Origin of the sequence: Oerskovia turbata (assembly GCF_000718325.1) — a bacterium.
Lineage (GTDB): Bacteria > Actinomycetota > Actinomycetes > Actinomycetales > Cellulomonadaceae > Oerskovia > Oerskovia turbata.
On sequence record NZ_JOFV01000005.1, the window covers coordinates 1 to 21,215 of the forward strand.

16 protein-coding genes and 1 pseudogene are annotated in these 21,215 nt (G+C 71.8%); 7 read left to right on the forward strand and 10 right to left on the reverse strand.

The annotated features are described in order from the left end of the window. Positions 1 to 118 (forward strand): annotated as a pseudogene (locus IE95_RS0105635) (ferredoxin); the annotation flags it as partial. A gap of 126 nt (positions 119 to 244) precedes the next feature. Here the strand turns inward: IE95_RS0105635 and cobA are convergent. The 8 genes from cobA to IE95_RS0105675 form a co-directional block, all read right to left on the reverse strand. Next, positions 245 to 1,546, reverse strand: coding sequence for a uroporphyrinogen-III C-methyltransferase (gene cobA, locus IE95_RS0105640; RefSeq protein WP_051702788.1), 1,302 nt, complete (start codon positions 1,544 to 1,546; stop codon positions 245 to 247). A 7-nt stretch (positions 1,547 to 1,553) separates the two neighbouring features. Beyond that, complete coding sequence (locus IE95_RS0105645) at positions 1,554 to 2,621, reverse strand: ABC transporter permease (protein ID WP_084689864.1); 1,068 nt, start codon at positions 2,619 to 2,621, stop codon at positions 1,554 to 1,556. Next, a complete protein-coding gene (locus tag IE95_RS0105650) occupies positions 2,611 to 3,447 on the reverse strand; it encodes an ABC transporter ATP-binding protein (protein WP_084689865.1) in 837 nt (278 codons plus the stop codon). Before IE95_RS0105650 ends, IE95_RS0105645 begins: the two co-directional genes overlap by 11 nt. A gap of 4 nt (positions 3,448 to 3,451) precedes the next feature. After that, positions 3,452 to 4,570, reverse strand: a complete 1,119-nt coding sequence (locus IE95_RS0105655; RefSeq protein ID WP_030150663.1) for an ABC transporter substrate-binding protein — start codon at positions 4,568 to 4,570, stop codon at positions 3,452 to 3,454. 126 nt (positions 4,571 to 4,696) lie between these two features. Continuing rightward, a complete protein-coding gene (locus IE95_RS0105660; protein ID WP_030150664.1) occupies positions 4,697 to 6,046 on the reverse strand; it encodes a sulfate adenylyltransferase subunit 1 in 1,350 nt (449 codons plus the stop codon). Beyond that, positions 6,046 to 7,104, reverse strand: coding sequence for a sulfate adenylyltransferase subunit CysD (gene cysD, locus IE95_RS0105665; protein ID WP_084689866.1), 1,059 nt, complete (start codon positions 7,102 to 7,104; stop codon positions 6,046 to 6,048). Before cysD ends, IE95_RS0105660 begins: the two co-directional genes overlap by 1 nt. Continuing rightward, positions 7,101 to 8,006, reverse strand: coding sequence for a phosphoadenylyl-sulfate reductase (locus tag IE95_RS0105670; RefSeq protein WP_084689867.1), 906 nt, complete (start codon positions 8,004 to 8,006; stop codon positions 7,101 to 7,103). The genes cysD and IE95_RS0105670 overlap by 4 nt, the downstream gene beginning before the upstream one ends. After that, complete coding sequence (locus IE95_RS0105675; RefSeq protein WP_084689868.1) at positions 8,003 to 9,820, reverse strand: nitrite/sulfite reductase; 1,818 nt, start codon at positions 9,818 to 9,820, stop codon at positions 8,003 to 8,005. Before IE95_RS0105675 ends, IE95_RS0105670 begins: the two co-directional genes overlap by 4 nt. Positions 9,821 to 10,234: 414 nt before the next feature. Here IE95_RS0105675 and IE95_RS0105680 point away from each other — a divergent pair, with 414 nt between their 5' ends. Both IE95_RS0105680 and IE95_RS0105685 read left to right on the forward strand, forming a co-directional pair. Further along, positions 10,235 to 10,585 (forward strand): hypothetical protein, encoded by a 351-nt coding sequence (locus IE95_RS0105680; RefSeq protein WP_030150668.1) that lies wholly within the window; start codon positions 10,235 to 10,237, stop codon positions 10,583 to 10,585. A 102-nt stretch (positions 10,586 to 10,687) separates the two neighbouring features. Beyond that, complete coding sequence (locus IE95_RS0105685) at positions 10,688 to 11,170, forward strand: DUF456 domain-containing protein (RefSeq protein WP_030150669.1); 483 nt, start codon at positions 10,688 to 10,690, stop codon at positions 11,168 to 11,170. A 125-nt stretch (positions 11,171 to 11,295) separates the two neighbouring features. Here IE95_RS0105685 and IE95_RS0105690 read toward each other — a convergent pair whose 3' ends face one another. Beyond that, the gene (locus IE95_RS0105690; protein WP_030150670.1) at positions 11,296 to 11,898 is read right to left on the reverse strand and encodes a GNAT family N-acetyltransferase; all 603 of its coding nucleotides are present in this window, start codon (positions 11,896 to 11,898) and stop codon (positions 11,296 to 11,298) included. Between the two features lie 141 nt (positions 11,899 to 12,039). Between IE95_RS0105690 and pcrA the strand changes: the two genes are divergently transcribed. Continuing rightward, a complete protein-coding gene (gene pcrA / locus IE95_RS0105695; protein ID WP_030150671.1) occupies positions 12,040 to 14,688 on the forward strand; it encodes a DNA helicase PcrA in 2,649 nt (882 codons plus the stop codon). On the opposite strand, the gene IE95_RS0105700 is transcribed toward pcrA, so the two are convergent. Then, positions 14,685 to 15,752, reverse strand: coding sequence for a LacI family DNA-binding transcriptional regulator (locus IE95_RS0105700; protein WP_084689919.1), 1,068 nt, complete (start codon positions 15,750 to 15,752; stop codon positions 14,685 to 14,687). The genes pcrA and IE95_RS0105700 overlap by 4 nt on opposite strands. Positions 15,753 to 15,983: 231 nt before the next feature. On the opposite strand from IE95_RS0105700, the gene IE95_RS0105705 reads away from it, so the two are divergent. From IE95_RS0105705 to IE95_RS0105715, 3 genes are read left to right on the forward strand one after another with little or no spacing between them, the layout of a single operon-like run. Continuing rightward, on the forward strand, positions 15,984 to 19,157 hold the full coding sequence (locus IE95_RS0105705) for a glycoside hydrolase family 2 TIM barrel-domain containing protein (protein WP_084689920.1): 3,174 nt from the start codon (positions 15,984 to 15,986) through the stop codon (positions 19,155 to 19,157). Then, the gene (locus IE95_RS0105710) at positions 19,154 to 19,615 is read left to right on the forward strand and encodes a NanQ anomerase/TabA/YiaL family protein (protein WP_030150674.1); all 462 of its coding nucleotides are present in this window, start codon (positions 19,154 to 19,156) and stop codon (positions 19,613 to 19,615) included. Before IE95_RS0105705 ends, IE95_RS0105710 begins: the two co-directional genes overlap by 4 nt. A gap of 47 nt (positions 19,616 to 19,662) precedes the next feature. Next, the gene (locus tag IE95_RS0105715; RefSeq protein WP_084689869.1) at positions 19,663 to 21,174 is read left to right on the forward strand and encodes an amino acid permease; all 1,512 of its coding nucleotides are present in this window, start codon (positions 19,663 to 19,665) and stop codon (positions 21,172 to 21,174) included. The last annotated feature ends 41 nt before the right edge of the window (positions 21,175 to 21,215 follow it).

Below are 21,215 nucleotides of genomic sequence, written 5' to 3' on the forward strand. Positions count from 1 at the left end.
CTACTACCGGGCGAACGTGGAGTTCTTCGATGATCTGGGGTCGCCGGGTGGTGCGGCGAAGATGGGCATGATCGACAAGGACGACCCGATGATCGCGGCCCTGGCCCCGCAGGCCTGAGGAACGCGAGTCGCCGAGAACGTGCTGGGGGCCGTCATCCACCGGATGACGGCCCCCAGCCGTTCTCAGCCGTTCTCGCCTGCCGAGAGCGCGCCCGACAGCAGCCAGCTCGACCGGCCGAGACGGTCAGCCGAGCCCGGCCGCCCGCCACGCCGGGCTCACCCGCACCACGTCGCCGACCACGGTCACGGCCGGGGCACGGACCCCGGCCGCGGTCGCGACGTCGGCGATGGTCGCGAGCGTCCCGACGGTCGACCGCTGCCGCGGGCCGTACCCGTCCTCGACGACCGCGACGGGGGTCTCGGGCGAGCGGCCCGAGGCCACGAGCGCGGCCGCGGAGTCCCGGAGCCGTGAGACGCCCATGAGCAGGACGACGGTGTGGTCGGAGGCCGCGGGCACCTTGCCGATGTCCTCGTGCCCGGTCAGGACCGTGAAGCCGCGCGACCAGCCGCGGTGCGTCACGGGGATACCCACCGCGGCGGGCACGGAGACCGCGCTCGTCACGCCGGGCACGACCTCGACGGGGATGCCGTGCTCCTCGCACGCGATGAGCTCCTCGCCCCCGCGCCCGAACACGTACGGGTCGCCGCCCTTGAGGCGGACGACGCGGCGTCCGGCGAGCGCGTGCTCGACGAGCAGCGCGTTGATCTCCTCCTGCGGGACCGGGTGGAAGCCCGGGGTCTTGCCGACGTCGATCACGACGACGTCGTCCGCGAGCTCGTCGAGCAGGGCACGCGGGCCCAGCCGGTCGGTCACCACGACCTCGGCCTGCGCGAGCAGGTGCCGCCCGCGGGCCGTGACGAGACCGGGATCGCCAGGGCCGCCGCCCACGAGCGCGACCGAGCCGACGCCCCCGTCGGGAGAGGGCCGGACCGGCCGCAGCGGGAGCCCGCCGGTCGCCAGGAGGGCGTCGATCGCGTCCCGGACGCGCTGGGCGCGGCGGGGGTCGCGGCCCGCGTTCACGGCCACGACCACCTCGGTCGAGCGCGCCGACGTGGCGGAGGTGGTGTCGTCCGCCACGGTCACCCGGGCCACTGCCGGTACCCAGGCGGTCCCGGCCTCGGCATCGCCCGCGCTCACGCAGAACACGCGCAGCGCCTCGGCCTCGGTCGCGACGGCCGCGTCGACCTCGGGCGAGCCGGTCGCGGTGTGCACGAGCCACGCGCCCGCGACGTCCCCGGGACGGTACGAGCGCGCCTCCCAGGCCACGCTCCCGGCCGGGCCTGACCCGTCCGGGCGAGCTGCGCCGTCGGGCGGGGGAGCGATCAGCGCGGCGAGGTCCTCGCAGACCTCCGGGGCCACGACACGCACGTGCGCGCCCGCGAGGACGAGCGACCGGGTGCGCCGCGCGGCGACCGGGCCGCCGCCCACGACCACCACGGGACGGCCCGCGATCCGCAGACCGAGGGGGTAGAGCTCAGGGTTCATGCGCCCATCATCGCCCGAAAGCAGCCGCGGCCAGCTCACGCCGGCGCAGCAGCCACCCCGGGCCCTTGCTCGTCGAGGTCTCGGGGGCCAGGCCGCGGCGACGCAGCATCGACTTCTCGACCGGGGCGAAGAACAGCAGCTCGACGACCATGCCGACCACGAGGATCAGCAGGATCGCGGTGAAGACGAGCGCCATGTCGGACAGCTCGCGCCCCTGCTGGAGGAACGCGCCCAGGCCGAAGCCGATCCCGCCGCCCACCGCGATGATCTCGGCGGCCATGAGCGAGCGCCACGAGAACGCCCAGCCCTGCTTGAGACCCGCGAGGTAGCCCGGGAGGGCCGCGGGCAGGATGACGTCCTTGATCATCTGGAACCGGCCCGCGCCCAGGACCTGCCCCACGCGCCGGTACAGCGGCGGCACCTGGTCCACGCCCGACACGATCCCGTTGATGATCGAGGGCACCGCGCCCATGAGGATCACGAAGTACACCGTGGCGTCGGACAGCCCGAACCAGATGATGCCCGCGGGCACCCAGGCGACCGACGGCAGGACCTGCAGGCCCGTGATGATGGGCCCGAACGACACGCGCACCCAGCGCACGCGCGCCACGAGGATGCCGAGCGGCGTGCCGATCGCCACGGCCGCGAGGAAGCCCAGGATGCCGCGCGAGAGGCTCGTCCCGAGGGCCTGCCACAGCGCGCCGCTCGCGGCGGCCCGGGTCACGGCCTCCCAGACCTGGGCCGGGCCGGGCAGGTTGTAGATGGGCTGGACCTCGAGCCACACGACGCTCTGCCAGACGGCGAGGAGGATCGTGATCGCGAGCACGGGCGGGTACACGGCGTGGAACGCCGTGGACCACCGGCTCGCGGTGGGCGCGACGGTCGTCTGGAGGGCGTCGAGGCCCGCCTCGATGTCGCCCACGTCCTTGGCGTGCCCGACGACGGCGCCCGCCTCGCGCGGACCGGTCGCGACGGCGTCGGGCGTCTCGTGCGAGGGTCCGGACGCGTCCGGACCGGGCAGGGCCTCGTCGAGCGGGGCCAGGGTCTCGGTGCTCTTCGACGTCTCAGACGGCATGGCGGCGGATCTCCTCACGGAGGTCGTTGGTGATCTCGGTCGCGAGGCGGGACGCGGCGGCCGCCTCGATGCTGCGCTGCTCGTCGGCCCCGTACACGTCGACGTCCCACTCGCGCACGATGCGCCCGGGGCGTGACGACATGAGCAGCACGCGCTGCCCGAGCCGCACGGCCTCGCGGACGTTGTGCGTGATGAACACGATCGTGCGCCCGGTCTGCTCCCAGACGCGTTCGAGCTCGTCGTGCAGCAGGTCGCGCGTGATCGCGTCGAGCGCCGCGAACGGCTCGTCCATGAGCAGGACGTCCCGCTCCTGGGCGAGCGAGCGGGCCAGCGCGACGCGCTGGCGCATGCCGCCCGAGAGCTCGTGGACGCGCTTGTCGCCCGAGCCGTCGAGCCGCACGAGCGAGAGCAGCTCGGCGGCCCGGTCACGGCGCTCGGAGCGGGGCACGCCCCGGAACTTCAGGGCGAGCTCGATGTTGCGGCTCGCGGTGAGCCAGGGGAACAGCGCGGACTCCTGGAACATCAGGGCCGCGCCGTCCCCGGCGACCTCCACGTCCCCCGTGGTCGGGCGCTCGAGGCCCGCGACGATGTTGAGCAGCGTCGACTTGCCGCAGCCGGAGGCTCCGAGCAGGCAGACGAACTCGCCCTGCGCGATGTCCAGGTCGATCCCGTCGAGCACCGGGGCGCCCGTCGGGGAGAACCGCTTGGACACGCCGCGCAGGCGGACGCCGGTCGTGGGGCGCTCGGCCTCGTGCGTGGCTGTGCCGGAGCCGCCGGTCGTGGGGCCGGTCGTGGTACCCGTGCCGACGGGGGACGTGGGGGTCATCGTGCTACTCCTTGCCGAGACCTGCGGCGGAGACGGTCGGGCGACCGGCCTCCGTCAGCACCTTGTTGAGGAGGCTCAGGTCGTAGATGCCGTCGAGGTCCGCCTCGGTGGTGGTCCCGGCGGTCACGCCGTCCTCGAGCAACGTCTCGAGCGTGCCCGCGAGCGGGTCGGTCGTGAAGGTGATGTTGGTGAAGGCGCGGTCGAGGACCGCGTCCGGCAGGGCCTTGCCGGCGATCTTCTCGATCTCGCCGTTGACGAGCGTCCTGGCCTCGTCGGGGTTGGCGTCGAGCCAGTCGATCGCCGCGACCTCACCGCGCAGGAGGGCCTCGACGGTCTCGGGGTGCTGCTCGAGGAAGTCGGTGCGGACGATCAGGTGCGTCGTGAGGAACTGGCCGTCGTCCCAGAGGTCCTTCTCGTCGACCAGGACGTGGGCGCCTGCGTCGAGCACGAGGCGTGATGCCCAGGGCTCGGGCAGCCAGCCGCCGTCGAGGTCGCCGTTCTGGAACAGCGTGAGGGTCTGGGCGTTCTCGGTCGGGGTGACCGCGACGTCGCCGCCGCCCTGGAGGTCGTTCTCCAGGCCGTTCTCGGTGAGCCAGGCGCGCAGCGCGACGTCCTGGGTCCCGCCGAGCTGGGGCGAGGCGATCGTGGTGCCCTCGAGGTCGGCGGCCGTGTCGATCCCGTCGCGCACGACGAGCTGGGCCCCGCCCGACGTCGAGCCCGCGATGATGCGCACGGCCTCGCCGTTCGACTTCACGAAGTTGTTGATCGCGGGGTTGGGACCGATGAACGTGGCGTCGATGGCGCCCGCGTTGAGGGCCTCGATCGCGGCGGGGCCGGCGTTGAAGACCTGTGTCGTGAGGGCGGTCTCGCCCAGGGCCTCCTCGAACTGACCGCCCGCGACCCCGACGAGGGCCGGGGCGTGCGTGACGTTCGCGAAGTACCCGAGGCGCAGCTCGTCGGCCGGGCCGGCCCGGCCCGGCCCGTCGGCGGCGTCGGACGTTCCCGTGGTGCAGGCGGAGAGCAGGAGCAGCGGCGCGACGGCGAGCGCGGTGACCACGGAGCGGGTTCGGGCGGCGCGGCGTCGTGACGTGCCTGCCCGGGGTGGTCGGGGCGACGGGTTCATGGTGGATCCTTCTGGCTGGTCGGTGGTGGCCTGGGGGTGGACGTGTCGAGTCCCGGCGGCGCCGATCCGTGCAGCACGCGATCCGAGGGCCCGGTGGTCCGGGCCCCGACGGTGGTCGGGTGGGCCTCAGATCGCGTACTGCACGGGACGCTGCGAAGGACATCGCACGGCCGCCAGGGCGTCTCCGACCATTCCTGCTGCGAGGGTGCCGCCGTCCTGACCGTCGATCAGGAGGAAGGCACCGGTGCGACGTGAGGTGACGTACTCCTCGGCCGCGACGGGGGAGGCGAGGCGCAGGGTGACGCGCCCGATGTCGTTGAGCTCGAGGGTCTCCGCGGGCTCGAGCTCGGCGGTGTCGAGGTCCAGGCGTCCGACGACGTCGCGCACCACGGCCTGCACGGTGCGGGTCGTGTGCTTGAGCAGCACGCGGGTGCCGGGGCGCAGCGTCTTGTCGCTCAGCCACGCGACGGTGCCCTCGACGTCCTGCGTGACCTGCGGCGCGTCGGCCGCGGCCGCGAGGAGGTCGCCGCGCGCGATGTCGATCTCGTCCGTGAGGCGGATCGTGACGGACTGCGGGGCGAAGGCCTCGGCGAGCGTGCCGTCGGCCGTGTCGATGCCCTCGACTGTGCTCTTCTTCCCGCTGGGCAGCACCACGACCTCGTCGCCCACGCGGACCACGCCCGAGGCGATCTGGCCCGCGTACCCGCGGTAGTCGCGGAACCGCTCCTCGAGCGCTGCGCCCTGGGGGCGCAGGACGACCTGGACAGGGAAGCGGAAGGCCTCGGTGTCGGGCGTCTCGGCTGCCGGGAGCTCTTCGAGCAGGTCGAGCAGGCTCGGCCCGTCGTACCAGGGCGTCTTGCCCTCGGGGCCGCCCGAGCGGTCGACGACGTTGACGCCCTCGAGCGCCGAGACGGGCAGCGTGAGGATGTGGGCGACGCCGAGCGACGCCGCGGCCTCGCGGATCTGGTCGGCGAGCTCCTCGTAGCGTTCCTGGCTGTAGTCGACGAGGTCGATCTTGTTGACGGCGACGATCACGTGCGGGACGCGCAGGAGGCTCGCGACCGCGAGGTGGCGCCTCGTCTGTTCCAGGAGCCCCTTGCGGGCGTCGATGAGCAGCACGACGACGTCGGCCGTCGAGGCGCCCGTGACGGTGTTGCGCGTGTACTGCACGTGCCCGGGGCAGTCGGCCAGGATGAACGAGCGCCTGGCGGTCGCGAAGTAGCGGTAGGCGACGTCGATCGTGATGCCCTGCTCGCGCTCGGCGCGCAGGCCGTCGGTCAGCAGCGCGAGGTCGGCCGTCGCGAGGCCGCGGTCGCGCGAGACGCGTTCGACGGCGTCGAGCTGGTCTGCGAGGACGGACTTGGAGTCGAACAGCAGGCGGCCGACGAGGGTCGACTTCCCGTCGTCGACGGACCCGGCCGTCGCGAGGCGCAGCAGGGTGCTCGTGGGCAGCGGGTGCGTGGTGGCGGCGCTCACTAGAAGTACCCCTCCTTCTTGCGGTCTTCCATGGCGGCTTCGGAGATCCGGTCGTCGGCGCGCGTGGCGCCGCGCTCGGTGATGCGGGTCGCGGCGACCTCGGTGATGACGTCGTCGACCGTGTAGGACGTGCTTTCGACAGCGCCCGTGCACGACATGTCGCCCACGGTCCGGTAGCGCACGGTCTCGGTGCGCACGTTCGCGGCCTCGGCGTCGCTGCGGGGCTGGGAGTACGGCCCGACGGCGAGCAGCATGCCGTCCCGCTCGAAGACCTCGCGCTCGTGCGCGTAGTAGAGGCTGGGCAGGTCGATCTTCTCGGCCGCGATGTAGCGCCAGATGTCGAGCTCGGTCCAGTTGCTCAACGGGAACGCGCGGACGTGCTCGCCCGGGCGGTGGCGGCCGTTGTACAGGTTCCACAGCTCGGGGCGCTGGTTGCGCGGGTCCCACTGGCCGAACTCGTCGCGCAGCGAGATGACGCGCTCCTTGGCGCGGGCCTTCTCCTCGTCGCGGCGGCCGCCGCCGAACACGGCGTCGAACTTGTGGCCCGTGATCGCGTCGAGCAGCGGCTGGGTCTGGAGCGGGTTGCGCGTGCCGTCGGCGCGCTCCAGGAGGCGGCCGTCGTCGAGGTAGTCCTGGACGCTCGCGACCTCGAGGCGGGCACCGAGGCGGGCCACGGTCGCGTCGCGGTACGCGAGGACCTCGGGGAAGTTGTGCCCGGTGTCGACGTGCAGCAGCGGGAACGGCACGGGTGCGGGCCAGAACGCCTTGGTCGCCAGGTGCAGCATGACGACCGAGTCCTTGCCGCCGCTGAAGAGCAGCACGGGTCGCTCGAACTCCGCGACGACCTCGCGGATGATGTGGACGGCCTCGGACTCGAGGGACTCGAGCTGCGTGAGGCGGTAGGTGGAGGGGGGCTCAGCGGTTCCGGTGGTTCCGGTGGGGGAGGCCGGTGGGGCGAGGGGGGCGGTCAAGGCGTCGCTCTTCTCGTCGGGGTGCGTGGGGTGATCGGTCGGCACGTCGGTGGGCGCCGTCTGGTGCTGCGTGGTCGCGGCGCTCATACGTGGAGCCCGCACTCGGTCTTGTCGAGCCCGGCCCAGCGGCCTGCGCGCGGGTCCTCGCCGGGGGCGACGCGGCGCGTGCAGGGCGCGCAGCCGATCGAGGGGTAGCCGTCGTTGAGGAGCGGGTTGAGGATGACCTGGTGGTCGGCGGCGTAGCCGAGCAGGTCGTCGAAGGACCAGGCGGCGAGCGGGTTGATCTTGACCAGCCCGTTCTTCTCGTCCCAGGTCACGAGCGGGGTGCCCGTGCGGGTCGGGGCCTCGTCGCGGCGCACGCCCGTGACCCAGACCTCGTACCCGCCGAGCGTGCGGGTCAGGGGCTCGACCTTGCGCATGGCGCAGCACGCGGCGGGGTCGCGCGACCAGAGGTCCTTGCCGTGGGCCTCGTCCTGCTGGGCCACGGTGAGCTGCGGCAGGACGTCGACGATCGTGACCTCCATCTGCTGCTCGACGGCGTCGCGCGTGCCCGAGGTCTCGGGGAAGTGGTAGCCGGTCTCGAGGAACAGGACGTCGACCCAGGGGGCCTGGCGTGCGACGACGTGCGGCAGGACCGCGTCGGCCATCGAGCACGCGACGGCGATCGAGTCGCCGAACTCGCGCACGGCCCACGCGACGACCTGCTCGGCGGTCGCCTCGTCAGGAGCCCCCAGGCCCGAGCCGTGCAGCTCGGCCTGACCCCGCTCGACGATCGCGCGCAGCTCGTCGGCGGACCGCTTGGGGCGGGCATTCTCGGTGCGCCGCGCCGCGTGCGCGGCCTGGGACGCGGCGCGCGCCTCGGTGCGTGCCCTGGCGGCCGCGCGCAGCGCGGCCAGCAGGTCGCCGCCGGTCGTCGTGCTCGTGCTGCCCGACGGTGCCGCGCCGGCCGGGGTCTCGGCTCCGCCCGTGGTCGTGGTCTCCCGGTTCATCGCAGCGACTCCTCGTCCGCTCGGTGCGCCCACTCGGCGAAGGTCTCGGCGCCGTCCTTCTCCTTCTCGAACTGGCGCACGACACGCTCGACGTACTCGGGCAGGTCGTCGTTGGTGACCTTGAGGCCGCGGACGGTACGGCCCATGCCCGCCTCGGCGCGGTCGTCGGAGGCGAGGCCGCCGCCGAGGTGGACCTGGAAGCCGGGGACCTGGTTGCCGTCGTCGTCCAGCACGAGCTGGCCCTTGAGGCCGATGTCCGCGGTCTGGATGCGGGCGCACGAGTTGGGGCAGCCGTTGATGTGCAGCGAGAGCGGCTTCATCGTGGAGAGGTCGCCGAGGCGCTTCTCGAGGTCGTCGATCGCGCGTGTCGCGGCGCCCTTGGTCTCGACGATCGCGAGCTTGCAGTACTCGATGCCCGTGCACGCGATGGTGCTGCGGCGGAACGGGCTAGGGTTCGCGTCGAGGCCCTGCTCCTTGAGCCCGGACACGACGCGTTCGAGGTGCTCGTCGGGGACGTCGAGCACGAGCAGCTTCTGGTGCGGGGTGAAGCGCACGCGGTGCGACCCGGCCGACTCGGCGAGGTCCGCGACGGCCGCGAGGATGCTCCCCGAGACACGGCCGACGTAGGGAGCGGCGCCGATGTAGTTGAGGCCGTCCTTCTGCTTGTGCACGCCGACGTGGTCGCCCGGCTGGGAGGGCTGCGGGGCGGGCGGGCCGTCGGGCAGCGCGTAGCCCAGGTACTCGGTCTCGAGGACCTCGCGGAACTTCGCCGGCCCCCAGTCGGCGAGCAGGAACTTCAGGCGGGCCTTGTTGCGCAACCGCCGGTAGCCGTAGTCGCGGAAGATCTGGACGACCCCGTGCCACACGTCGGCCACCTGCTCCTCGGTGACGAACGCGCCGAGGCGCTCGCCGAGCCGGGGGTTCGCGGACAGGCCGCCGCCGACCCACACGTCGAAGCCGACACCGAGCTCGGGGTGATCGAGCGCGACGAAGCCCACGTCGTTGATCTCGTGGACCACGTCCTGGGAGGGGTGGCCCGTCACTGCGGTCTTGAACTTGCGGGGCAGGTTCGCGAGCTCGGGGACCCCGATGTACTTGTCGGTGATCTCCTTGATGACCCGGGCGGGGTCGATCAGCTCGTCCGCCGCGATCCCGGCGACCGGGCTGCCCAGGACCACGCGCGGGACGTCGCCGCACGCCTCGGTCGTCTGCAGGCCCACCGCCTCGAGCCGGCGCCAGATCTCGGGCACGTCCTCGACCTCGACCCAGTGGAGCTGGATGTTCTGCCGGTCCGTGATGTCGGCGCTGTCGCGGCCGAAGTCGCGCGAGATGTCCGCGATGACGCGCAGCTGCTCGGTCGTGACCGCACCGCCGTCGATGCGCACGCGGAGCATGAAGTACTTGTCCTCGAGCTCGTGCGGCTCGAGCGCCGCGGTGCGCCCGCCGTCGATCCCGGGCTTGCGCTGCGTGTACAGGCCCCACCAGCGGAAGCGACCGTGCAGGTCGTCGCCCGTGATCGAGTCGAAGCCCTCGCGGGAGTAGACGTCCTCGATGCGTTGGCGCACCGAGAGGCCGCCGTCCTCCTGCTTCCACTTCTCGTTGCCGTTGAGCGGCTCCTTGCCGTCGACGGCCCACTGGCCGTGGGGACGGGCGACGCGCGCGGGGCGGGCCGGGCGCTCGGGGCGAGCGGCGGCGTCGGGCACGTGCGTGGTGGGCGGGGTGCCGGCGGGCGTGCCGACCGGTGCGGTGGTGCTGCTGCCTGCCGGCTGACCGGCGACGGGGGTCGCGTCAGTGGCGGTGTTCGGCGGCGTCATCGTGCTCCTCGTGGGGGGACGTGGGCACGCGGACCGAAGGACTCAGCAGGGGAGGACAGGGCTGAGGGCCGACCACGCGCGCCCTTGGCTCAGGAAGATGGCGAGCGGTCGGCGAGGACGGCTCGGGCTGAGTCAGGCGCGGGTCAACAACAACAGCAGAAGCTGTTGCGGGCGCAGGCCGTCGACTCGTGACGTGCCGTCACGAGGAGGAGGTGCGCTGCCGTGGTCATGGCGGGAAATCTACAGAGGCAGCGGGTGAATGAACAGCCCCTGTCCGCATGGTGGATGGGGGTCTCAGAATTCGGCGTCCGCGGAGCGACCCCGGCGAGGTCCCTGATGCGAAGGGGCGGCGGGGGTGAGCAGCGCCACGCCGATATTTTTCCGACAGTCGCGTCAGCAAACTAGGATGTCGCCATGGAAATCGTCTACAACGTGTTCGCGGTCCTGCACTTCGTCGGCTGGGCCATCGTCCTCGGCGGCTACTTCGTGTCGCTCAAGTCCGCCGCGCTCAACAAGGGCGTCTTCCACGGTGCCGCGACGGCTGCCGTCGCGGGCATCCTCATGGTCGGTGTGGCCGAGATGAGCGGCATGTGGGACGACGGCGGTCCCAGCATGATGAAGATCGGCATCAAGCTCGCCATCGCCGTGATCATCGCCGTCCTCGCGTTCGTCGGTGTGCGCCAGGGCGACAAGATCTCGCCCGCGCTCAAGCACTCGATCGGCGCTCTCACACTGGTCAACATCATCGTGGCGGTCTTCGTCTGACAGGTCGCGCGTCGTGCACGGCGCGCCAGCTCGTGACCAGCTCGTGACCAGGCCTCCGGCGGATCGACCGTCGGAGGCCTTCGTCGTGCGAAGGTGTCACCCGTGAGCATCGTGGGAGAGATCGTCGTCGGCCTGGTGATCCTGGTCGGGCTGGCCGGGATCGTCGTGCAGGTCCTGCCGGGAAACACGCTCGTCGGCGGGGCGATCCTCGTCTGGGCGATCATGACGGGCGGCACGGCCGCCTGGGTCGTGTTCGCGGTGGCCGCCACGTTCATCGTCGCGGCCGAGGGCGGTCAGCTCCTGCTCGCCGGCAGGCACATGCGCCGAGCCGAGGTCCCGTGGTCGACGCTCGCGTGGGGCGGGCTGGCGGGCGTCGTCGGCTTCTTCGTCGTCCCCGTGGTCGGGCTGTTCATCGGTTTCGTGGCCGCGGTGTTCGTGGCCGAGCTGCTCCGCAGGCGCGACCGGCGTACCGCCTGGCGGGCGACCGTCGCCGCGCTGCAGGCCACGGGCATCACGATCGTGGTCCAGCTGCTGGGCGGGCTGCTCGCGGCCGCGACGTGGGGCGTGGGCCTCGGGCTGACGTGAGCAGGCGGTGAGCGAGTCGTCGAGGCAGTCGTCGAGAACGGGCTCGAGGTCGTTCCGAGCGGCAGGACGACCGCAACCCCTTTCTCGACCGCCTCGGCCGACCCGGTGGGCCCGGCGACGGGGAGTCAGGCGCCGAGGCGTGGCCGCAGGCGGTGCTCCAGGCCTACGCGGACGGTCGGCCACTCGGCGGCCGTGATCGAGTAGACGGCGGTGTCGCGCAGCGTGCCGTCGTACCCGATCCTCTGGCTGCGCAGCACCCCGTCGAGCTTGGCGCCCAGGCGTTCGATCGCCGCGCGCGACTGCCGGTTGTGGAAGTGCGTGCGCAGCTCGACCGCGATCGCGTCGAGGTCGTCGAACGCGTGCCCCAGCAGCAGCAGCTTCGCGGCAGGGTTCACGCCCGTTCCCTGGGCGCTGACCCGGGTCCAGGTGAAGCCGATCTCGACGTGCCGGTTGAGCGGGTCGATCCCGAGGAACGTCGTGACGCCGACGACCTGGTCGTCGGCGTTGCGGATCACGACCCACGGGTTGGCGGTCCCGGCCTCGCGGGCCGCGATCTTGTCGCGGATGTACTGCGCCATCTCTTCGGGGGCGGGCACCGAGGTGTACCAGGCGTTCCACAGCTCGCCGTCGCGCACGGCCTCGACGAGGGCGTCGTGGTGGTCGGGGTGCAACGGGACGAGGCGCACGAGCGGTCCGGTCAGGGTCACGGGGTCGGCGAAGGCGTTCACGGGCAGGAGCCTATCCGGCGCGTGGCCGGTGGGTCCTGGGAGCCCTGATCGTGGTCGCCGGGCGGGACGTGCGCGTCGCGCGCTCGTGGGGCGCGCGCCGATGCGGGGAGTGTCGGTGTGCACGCCTACGCTGGGAGGGCTATGACATCGCTCTTCGAGAACCTGCCGCTGCCCGGATTCGACCTCGCGTCCCTCGGGGACTCGTCGCGCCTGCCGACCACCGCGCCGCGGTGGGACGAGGCGCCCGACGGCGGAGCCTCCGCCCGGACGTCCGCTCGGCCGGGGCGCGGTGCGGCCGAGCGCGCCGCCGCGGGCCACGACGAGGACGGGCACCGAGCGGGCGGGTTCTCGCACATCGACGCTGACTCGCTGCTCGACGGCATGAACCCGCAGCAGCGCGAGGCCGTCGTGCACGCGGGCAGCCCGCTGCTCATCGTCGCGGGTGCGGGCTCGGGCAAGACGCGGGTCCTGACGCACCGCATCGCGTACCTGCTCGCGACGGGCCGGGCCCGGCCGGGCGAGATCCTCGCGATCACGTTCACCAACAAGGCCGCGGCGGAGATGCGCGAGCGCGTCGAGGCGCTCATCGGCCCCGCGGCCCGGTCCATGTGGGTCTCGACGTTCCACTCGGCGTGCGTGCGGATCCTGCGCAAGGAGGCCTCGGCGCTCGGGCTCAAGTCGAGCTTCTCGATCTACGACGCGGCGGACTCCCAGCGCCTCATCACGCTGGTCAGCCGCGAGCTCGACCTCGACGTGAAGAAGTACCCGGCCCGGACGTTGTCCAACAAGATCTCGGACCTCAAGAACGAGCTGATCGACCCCGAGCGCTATGCGCGGGAGAGCGGCGCGAACGCGACGGTGGACGGCGCGGCCGCGGGACCCGCGAACGCGTTCGACCAGGTCCTCTCGGACGTCTACACGCGCTACCAGGCCCGCCTCGCGCAGGCCCACGCGCTCGACTTCGACGACATCATCATGACCACGGTCAACCTCCTGCAGGCCTTCCCCGCCGTCGCGGAGCACTACCGGCGCCGGTTCCGGCACGTGCTGGTCGACGAGTACCAGGACACCAACCACGCGCAGTACGTCCTGGTGCGCGAGCTCGCGGGGGCCTCGGCACCCGCGCCGGAGGGCGGCGAGGGCACGTGGGCACCGGGCGTCATCCCGCCCGGCGAGCTGACGGTCGTCGGTGACGCCGACCAGTCGATCTACGCCTTCCGTGGCGCGACGATCCGCAACATCCTCGAGTTCGAGGCCGACTACCCGAACGCCCGCACCATCCTGCTCGAGCAGAACTACCGTTCGACGCAGAACATCCTCTCGGCCGCGAACGCGGTGATCTCGCGCAACGTCGACCGCAAGCCCAAGCGCCTGTGGACGGACGCGGGGGCCGGCGTCAAGATCATCGGCTACGTCGCGGACAACGAGCACGAGGAGGCGCGCTTCATCGCCGAGGAGATCGACCGCCTCGGCGACTCGGACGGCGTGCGCCCGGGCGACGTCGCGATCTTCTACCGGACCAACGCCCAGTCCCGTGCCCTGGAGGAGGTGCTGATCCGCGTCGGCCTGCCGTACAAGGTCGTGGGCGGCACGCGCTTCTACGAGCGCCGTGAGATCAAGGATGCGATCGCCTACCTGCGGGCCGTCGCGAACCCGGACGACGACGTGAACCTGCGCCGCATCCTCAACGTGCCCAAGCGAGGTCTCGGGGACCGTGCCGAGGCCCTGGTCGCGGCGTTCGCCGAGCGCGAGCGCATCTCGTTCGCTGCGTCGCTCGACCGGGCCGAGGAGATCCCGGGCATGACGACGCGGACCCTGAACCCGCTGCGTGCGTTCCGCGAGCTGTTCCACGGGCTGCTCGACCTGTACGCGACGGGTGCCACGCCCGCGGAGATCCTCGGTGCCGTCCTCGACCGCTCGGGCTACCTCGCCGAGCTGCGGGCCAGCGACGACCCGCAGGACGGTTCGCGCGTCGAGAACCTCGCCGAGCTGCACGCGGTCGCGAGCGAGTTCACCGAGCTCGAGCCCGAGGGCACGCTCACGGACTTCCTGGAGCGCGTCTCGCTCGTCGCGGACTCGGACCAGATCCCGTCGAGCGACGACGAGGGGCACGAGGGCAGGCCCGTCGTCGACCCCGGCGTCGTGACGCTCATGACGCTGCACACGGCCAAGGGCCTCGAGTTCCCGGTGGTGTTCCTCAGCGGCATGGAGGACGGCACGTTCCCGCACATGCGCTCGCTGCACGACGAGAGCGAGCTCGCCGAGGAGCGACGCCTCGCGTACGTCGGCATCACGCGTGCCCGGGAGCGGCTCTACATCTCGCGCTCCGCGGTGCGCTCGGCGTGGGGCATGGCCAACGAGTTCCCGCCCAGCCGGTTCCTCGACGAGATCCCCGAGGACCTGTGGGACTGGCGACGCAAGGAGTCCTCCATGGCGACCCTGCGCGGTCCCGGCGGCTACACGGGCGGGTGGGGCTCGTCGTCGGGCGGCTCACGCGGCGGGACGGGGAGCGGCTACGGGGCCGGGGGAGCGGGCTCGCGCAACGGCCAGGTCCGCACGCGGTCGGTCGCCCCCCACCCGGACGGACCCAAGTTCGGCTCGGCGACGCCGCGCAAGGAGGGGGACATCCCCTCGCTCGCGATCGGCGACAAGGTCACGCACGACGCCTACGGGCTCGGCACGGTCGTCGCGGTCGAGGGGGCGGGCCCCAACGCGGTCGCCAAGATCGACTTCGGGGCGGACGGCACCAAGCGCCTCCTGCTGCGCTTCTCTCCGGTCACCAAGCTCTAGTCGACGGGTGCGGGGTCCGTGGTGGGCGGCGACCCCGCCCCGACCGTCGTCGCACGCGTGCTCTCGCGCTCGACGACGTTGGGCGTGAGCACCACGGTGCGCGGGGAGGCGCCCGCCACCATCTCGGCGGCCAGCTCGACCGCTACCGCACCCTGGCGGTCGAAGGGCTGGTGCACCGTGGTGAGGTGGGGCGTGGACGAGGACGCCACGGGGTGGTCGTCGAAGCCGATGACCAGGACGTCCTCCGGCACGCGCAGGCCGTGGTCGCGGAGCGCCTGCAGGACGCCGACCGCGATCCGGTCGTTGCCGCAGGCGACCGCGTCGAACGGAACGCCCGAGCGCAGCAGCTCGACCCCCGCCCGATGGCCTGCAGGCGTGTCCCACCCCGCGTACGCGACCGTCGGCAGGAGCCGGTCGCCCAGTGCCCGACGCAGCCCCTCGACACGATCGGGAGTGGCCGGGTTGCCCGCTGGTCCCATGACGGCGGCAACGCCGGTCGCCCCCCTCGCCAGCAGGTGCTCGGCCGCCAGCGTCGCGCCCAGGACGTCGTCGGAGTAGACCGAGGCGAAGGCGTCCTGGTCCAGGTCGCCGAGCTGACCGCACAGCACCACGGGCACGTGGGCGTCCCGCAGCTCGTCGAGCATCCCGTCGTCGACGTACGGCGAGAGGTGGATGACCGCATCGACCGCCCCGCGTCTGAACAGGCGCATCCCCTTCGCCCGCTCCTCGCTCGTGGCCATGGTGAAGAGCACGGGGACGACGGGTGTCGGTGTCAGGGCGTCGGTGATGCCCTTCAGCACGGCGGTGTAGGTCGGGTCGGTCAGCAGCTCGTCGAGGGGCTCGGTCAGGGCCACGGCGTACGCCTCGGCGGTTCCCGTGGCGAGCTGACGTGCCCGGGCGGACGCGATGAAGCCGGTCGACTCGATGGCCTCTCGCACGGCGCGTTCGCGCTCGGCCCCGACGGTCGTCGAACCGTTCAGGACGCGGGACACCGTCATGTGCGAGACGCCGGCGCGGGCGGCGACGTCCCTGATGGTGGCCTTCCTGGGGCGGGCGACCGCCATCGACACCTCCTCGATCACGGCCGCCGAGTCGGGTGACCCCGGGCCTGTCTGGCCGTGAGTCTACCGCCGGGGCGGCCGGTGGAGCCGTTTGCGGACACGACGTGTTACCGGTAACGTCAACGTCGCGTTACCGGTAACACCACCTGATGGCCCGACGTCGGACCACCAGACGTGCCGGCCGTGCCGGCAGATGACCGGCACGCTCTCGACGACGAGAACGAGGAGTCACGCATGACGACGCTCCGGTGGGAGGACCCCACCACGACGGGCTCCGGTCGGCTTCCCGGCCATGCCTACTTCTTCGGCTACGACTCCTCGGCGGCCGCGGCCACCGGGCAACGGGGTCTCTCCCAGGGCTTCACGTCCCTGTCGGGGACGTGCCGCTTCCGCTACCACGACCACCCGGGGCGCGTGACGCCCGCCGACCGCGCAGAACCGGCGCGGACCCCTCAGGGCGAGACCCTGGACGGATGGACCGTCCTGTCGGTACCGCACCTGTGGCAGATCGACGGGTTCGGGCAGCTCCAGTACACCGACGAGGGATACCCGTTCCCGATCGACGTCCCGCACGTCCCGGCGGACAATCCGACCGGTGTCTACCAGTTCGACGTCGACCTCGACCCCCAGCCCGACGGTGCACGGCGCATCCTGCGCCTCGACGGCGTCGAGGCCTACGTCGAGGTGCACGTCAACGGCATCGAGATCGGGTGGTCCAAAGGATCGCGCCTGTGTGCCGAGTTCGACATCACCGACGCCGCGCACGACGGTCGCAACCTCGTGACGCTGACGGTGCTGCAGTTCGCCGACTCGACCTACGTCGAGGACCAGGACATGTGGTGGGCCTCCGGCATCTTCCGCGACCTCTACGTCTATACCCGCCCGGCGACGCACCTCGGTGACTACGTCGTCCGGACCGACCTGCTGCCCGACGGCGCCGCGCACCTGACGGTCGGCCTCGATCTCGTGACCGCGCCCGGCGCGGGAGCGGGGAGCGTCGCCTGGGCGGTGCGCACCCTCGACGGTGAGCGCGTCCTGGCGTCGGGCCGGTCCGAGGCACCACGCGGCGACGCCGACATCGACGCCCTCCTCGACGACGTCGCGTGGTGGAACCCCGAGCAGCCCGTCCTGTACCGGCTCGACCTCGACGTCCGAGACGGCGCTGGACGCACGACCCAGCACGTCAGCGTCCGGTTCGGGTTCCGCGACCTGACGATCCGCGACGGCCTGCTCCTGCTCAACGGCTCGTACGTCGCGATGCACGGCGTCAACCGGCACGACCACGACGACCGGACCGGACGCGCCGTCGGGATGGACCGAGTACGTCGCGACCTGGAGATGATGAAGCGGCACAACATCAACGCCGTCCGCACCGCGCACTACCCGAACGACCCGCGCTTCTACGGCCTGTGCGACGAGATCGGCCTGCTGGTGGTCGCCGAGACGGACCTCGAGTCGCACGGCTTCGCCAACGTCGGCGACATCGGCAGACTCACCGACGACCCTGGGTGGCGGGCCACGTACGTCGACCGCATCGAACGGCACGTGCTGGCGCAGCGCAACCACCCGAGCATCGTCCTGTGGTCGCTCGGCAACGAGTCCGGCGACGGGTGCAACATCACCGCGATGTACCACCGGTGCAAGGAGCTCGACCCCACGCGCCCCGTGCACTACGAGGAGGACCGCGACGGCCGGGACGTCGACGTCATCTCGACCATGTACTCACGCGTCTCCCAGATGAACGACTTCGGTGAGCATCCGCACCCCAAGCCCCGCATCCTGTGCGAGTACGGGCACGCGATGGGCAACGGGCCCGGCGGCCTCTCGGAGTACCAGCAGGTCTTCGACCGCTGGGACTCGATCCAGGGCCACTTCGTCTGGGAGTGGTGCGACCACGGCCTGCGGGACGTCACCGCCGACGGCGGTGTCCGGCACACCTACGGGGGCGACCACGGCGACTACCCGAACAACGGGACCTTCTGCATCGACGGTCTCGTGCTCCCCTGGCAGCAGCCGAGCCCCGGCCTGACCGAGTACGCACAGGTCGTGTGCCCCGTGAAGGTCGAGGCCGCCGACCGCGGCCTGCTGGTCCGCAACGGGTTCTACTTCAGCTCGCTCGAGGACATCGACCTCGTCGTCGAGGACCGGGTGGACGGCGTCGTGCGGCGCTCGCTGACGGTCCCTGCCGGCCCGGTCGCGCCGCGCGAGAGCGCTGTCGTCGAGCTCCCCTCCCCGGTCGACGGACACGGCCAGGAGGTGCTGCGGACGGTGTCCGTGCTGCGCCGGGCCGCTACGGCGTGGTCCGAACCGCACGCCCGCCTCGGCGTGTTCCAGCTCCCGGTGTCCGGGGACGGGCTGGGGGCGCTGGCCGCACCCACCACGCCCGGAGGGTCGGCGTCCCCGCTCCTGCGGCGTCGTCCGCTCACGGTGACCGAGGACGCGCACACGGTCGAGGTCCGCGCGGGCTCGTCCGCCTGGACCTTCGACACGCTCACGGGGCGGCTCCTGCGGTGGCAGGGCGCAGGCCGTGACCTCGTGGTGCGATCCCCCCGGCTCATGCTGTGGAAGCCGCTCATCGACAACCACCAGCAGGAGAACGACGCGCTGTGGCACCCGCGGCACCTGCAGATCATGCAGGAGTCGACCCGAGGCGTCCAGGTCGAGCGCGGCGACGACCGTGTCACCGTCGTGATCCGGACGACGCTCGCGCCCCCCGCGCTCGACCTCGGCATGCGGGTGACGTACCGCTGGGAGCTGTTCGACGACGGCGCAGCACGGCTCACCCTGTCCGGGGACCCCTACGGCGACTACACCGACGTCGTCCCCAGGATCGGCCTCGAGCTCGGGGTCCCGTCGGACTGCGACCAGGTCGAGTTCTACGGACGCGGCCCGGGCGAGAACTACCCGGACTCGCGCACGTCCCAGGTGGTGGGTCGGTACGCCACGACCGTCGCAGACATGTTCACGCCCTACGTCGTCCCGCAGGACTGCGCGAACCACGAGGACGTGCGCTGGGTCATGCACCGCGACCGGCACGGCCGCGGTCTGCTGGTCGGTGCCGAACGGTCTCCGCTGAGCTGGTCGTCGTGGCCGTACTCGGGCGAGCAGATCGACGCCGCCCGGCACGTGACCGACCTCGTCCCGGACCCCGACGTCGTCACGGTCAACCTCGACCATGCCGTGCTCGGCCTCGGGTCCAACTCGTGGGGTTCGGAGGTCCTGGACGGGTACCGCGTGCGGTTCGAGCCCTTCACCTACTCCCTGCTGATGTCTCCGCTCAACGCGGGTGACGTCGACCCGGGGCTCGCCACCCGCGGTCTGCGGGCCGCCCACCCGGCGCCCGAGACCGCCCATCCCGTGCCCGAGGTCTCGCCCCTCGGCACCACGACGAGGGAGTCCCGGTCATGACGCTCTTCGCCTCGAAGGAGGACCTCGCCGCAGGGCACTCGGGCGTGACCAAGTGGGTACGGCTGCTCTCGGCGCTGGACAACGCGCACTCCGTCCGGCCCGGCGTCGCGCACTCGGTCGGCGACTCGCTGACCTACTGGCGCGAGAGCGCCACCGCCCTCGGTGACGGCGCGCTCGTGGCGCACCGGCGGTACCAGACCGTGCTGGCCGTGCTCGACGGCGAGGTCCGGGTCGAGCTCGTGCCCCGCGCAGGGCTCACCCCTCTCACGCCCTACAGCGACGTGTCGGACCGCGAGACGTTCGCACCGGTCGCCGGTGGCGGGGACGTCGTGACCGTGTCTGCCGGGCAGATCCTCGCGGTGCCGATCGATCACGCGTGGCGGCACGAGCCGACCACGACCGCCGACCTCCTGGTCGTCCGCCTCACCGTCGAGGGCGCGACCTTCCACAACAAGTAGGCGACCGTCGCCTTCCCCTGTCTTCCTCTCGAGAGAAAGCACGAGCCATGAACGATCGCAAGAACATCGGTGGATTCATCCTGTTCACCATGGTCATCGCGGCAGTGTTCAACTTCCGCAACGTCATCAACAACTACGTCTCGATCGGCACGCTCGCGGCCCCGGCCTTCTTCGTCGCCACGATCGTGTACTTCATCCCGTTCACGCTGATCATCGCCGAGTTCGTCAGCCTCAACCGCAACTCGGAGTCCGGCGTCTACCAGTGGGTGCGCTCCTCGCTCGGCGGGCGCTGGGCGTTCTTCACCGCCTTCTGCTACTGGTTCGTCAACCTGTTCTACTTCATCTCGCTGCTGCCGCTGGTGCTCGTCTACGCGGTCTACATGATCCTGGGACGAGGCGTCCAGGTGGAGGCCTGGGCGATCGCCGTCTTCTCGATCACCGTCTTCTTCCTCGCCACGTGGGTCTCCACGCGAGGGGCGAAGTGGATCGGCAAGGTCACCTCGTTCGGTGCGACCCTCATGCTGGGGATGGCGCTGATCTTCATCGTGGGAGCCGTCGTCGCGCTGCTCGGCGGGATCACGCCCGCGAACGACCTGTCGATCGCCGGGATGAAGCTCGACCCCGGGTCGGGCCTGACGACGTGGGCGTTCCTCGGCACCCTGGCCTGGATCATCCAGGGGGTCGGTGGGGCCGAGTCCATCGGGGTCTACCTCAACGACCTGCGGGGTGGCGCCAAGGCGTTCGTCCGCACGATCGTGATCGCCGGGCTCACGATCGGTCTCGTCTACACGGTCGGGACGTGGCTCATGGCCGTGTTCGTCGACAAGAGCGAGGTCGGCTACGAGAACGGCGTCTTCGTGACGATGGCGGCTGCCGCGGAGCACTTCGGGATGTCCGGTGACGTCACGATCCGCATCGTCGGGGTCATCATGCTCGCCGCGACGCTGGGCGGGCTGATGATCTGGACCTCGGCGCCCGTCAAGATCTTCTTCTCCGAGATCCCGCAGGGGATCTTCGGCCCCAAGGTCGTAGCCCTCAACGAGCAGGGGGTGCCCGTGCGGGGGGCATGGATCCAGTTCGCGATCGTGGTCCCGCTGCTCGTCATCCCGACGCTGGGAGCCGGCTCGTCGATCGACGCGCTGCTCAAGATCGTCATCAACATGACGGCCGCGACCGCGCTGCTCCCTCCGGCGCTCATCCTGGTCGCCTACTGGAAGCTGCGGAAGTCCTACGACTCCGCGAGCCGCAGCTTCATGATGGGTCGTCGCGGCCTCGGGCTGGGCGTCGCCACGTTCCTCGTCCTGCTGTTCACGGTGTGCTTCGTGGCAGCGACGTTCCCCGAGGACCAGGCGCTGTGGCTCACGCTCGTCTACAACGTGGGCGGTGTGGTGGTCTTCCTCGGGGCGGCCCTCGCCTGGTACGAGCGGTACATCCGGCGCCTGCGGGCCGAGGACCCCGAGGCCGCCCGTCGTGAGCTCATGCCGAGCGCGCACGAGCAGTCCGAGCGCAACGCGCAGGAGGACGCCGCGCTCCTCGCTGCCGGGACCGGCGGGGCGTAGGTCCTCCGGCCTGCCCGACGGCACCCGCCCGCCCGTGGCGA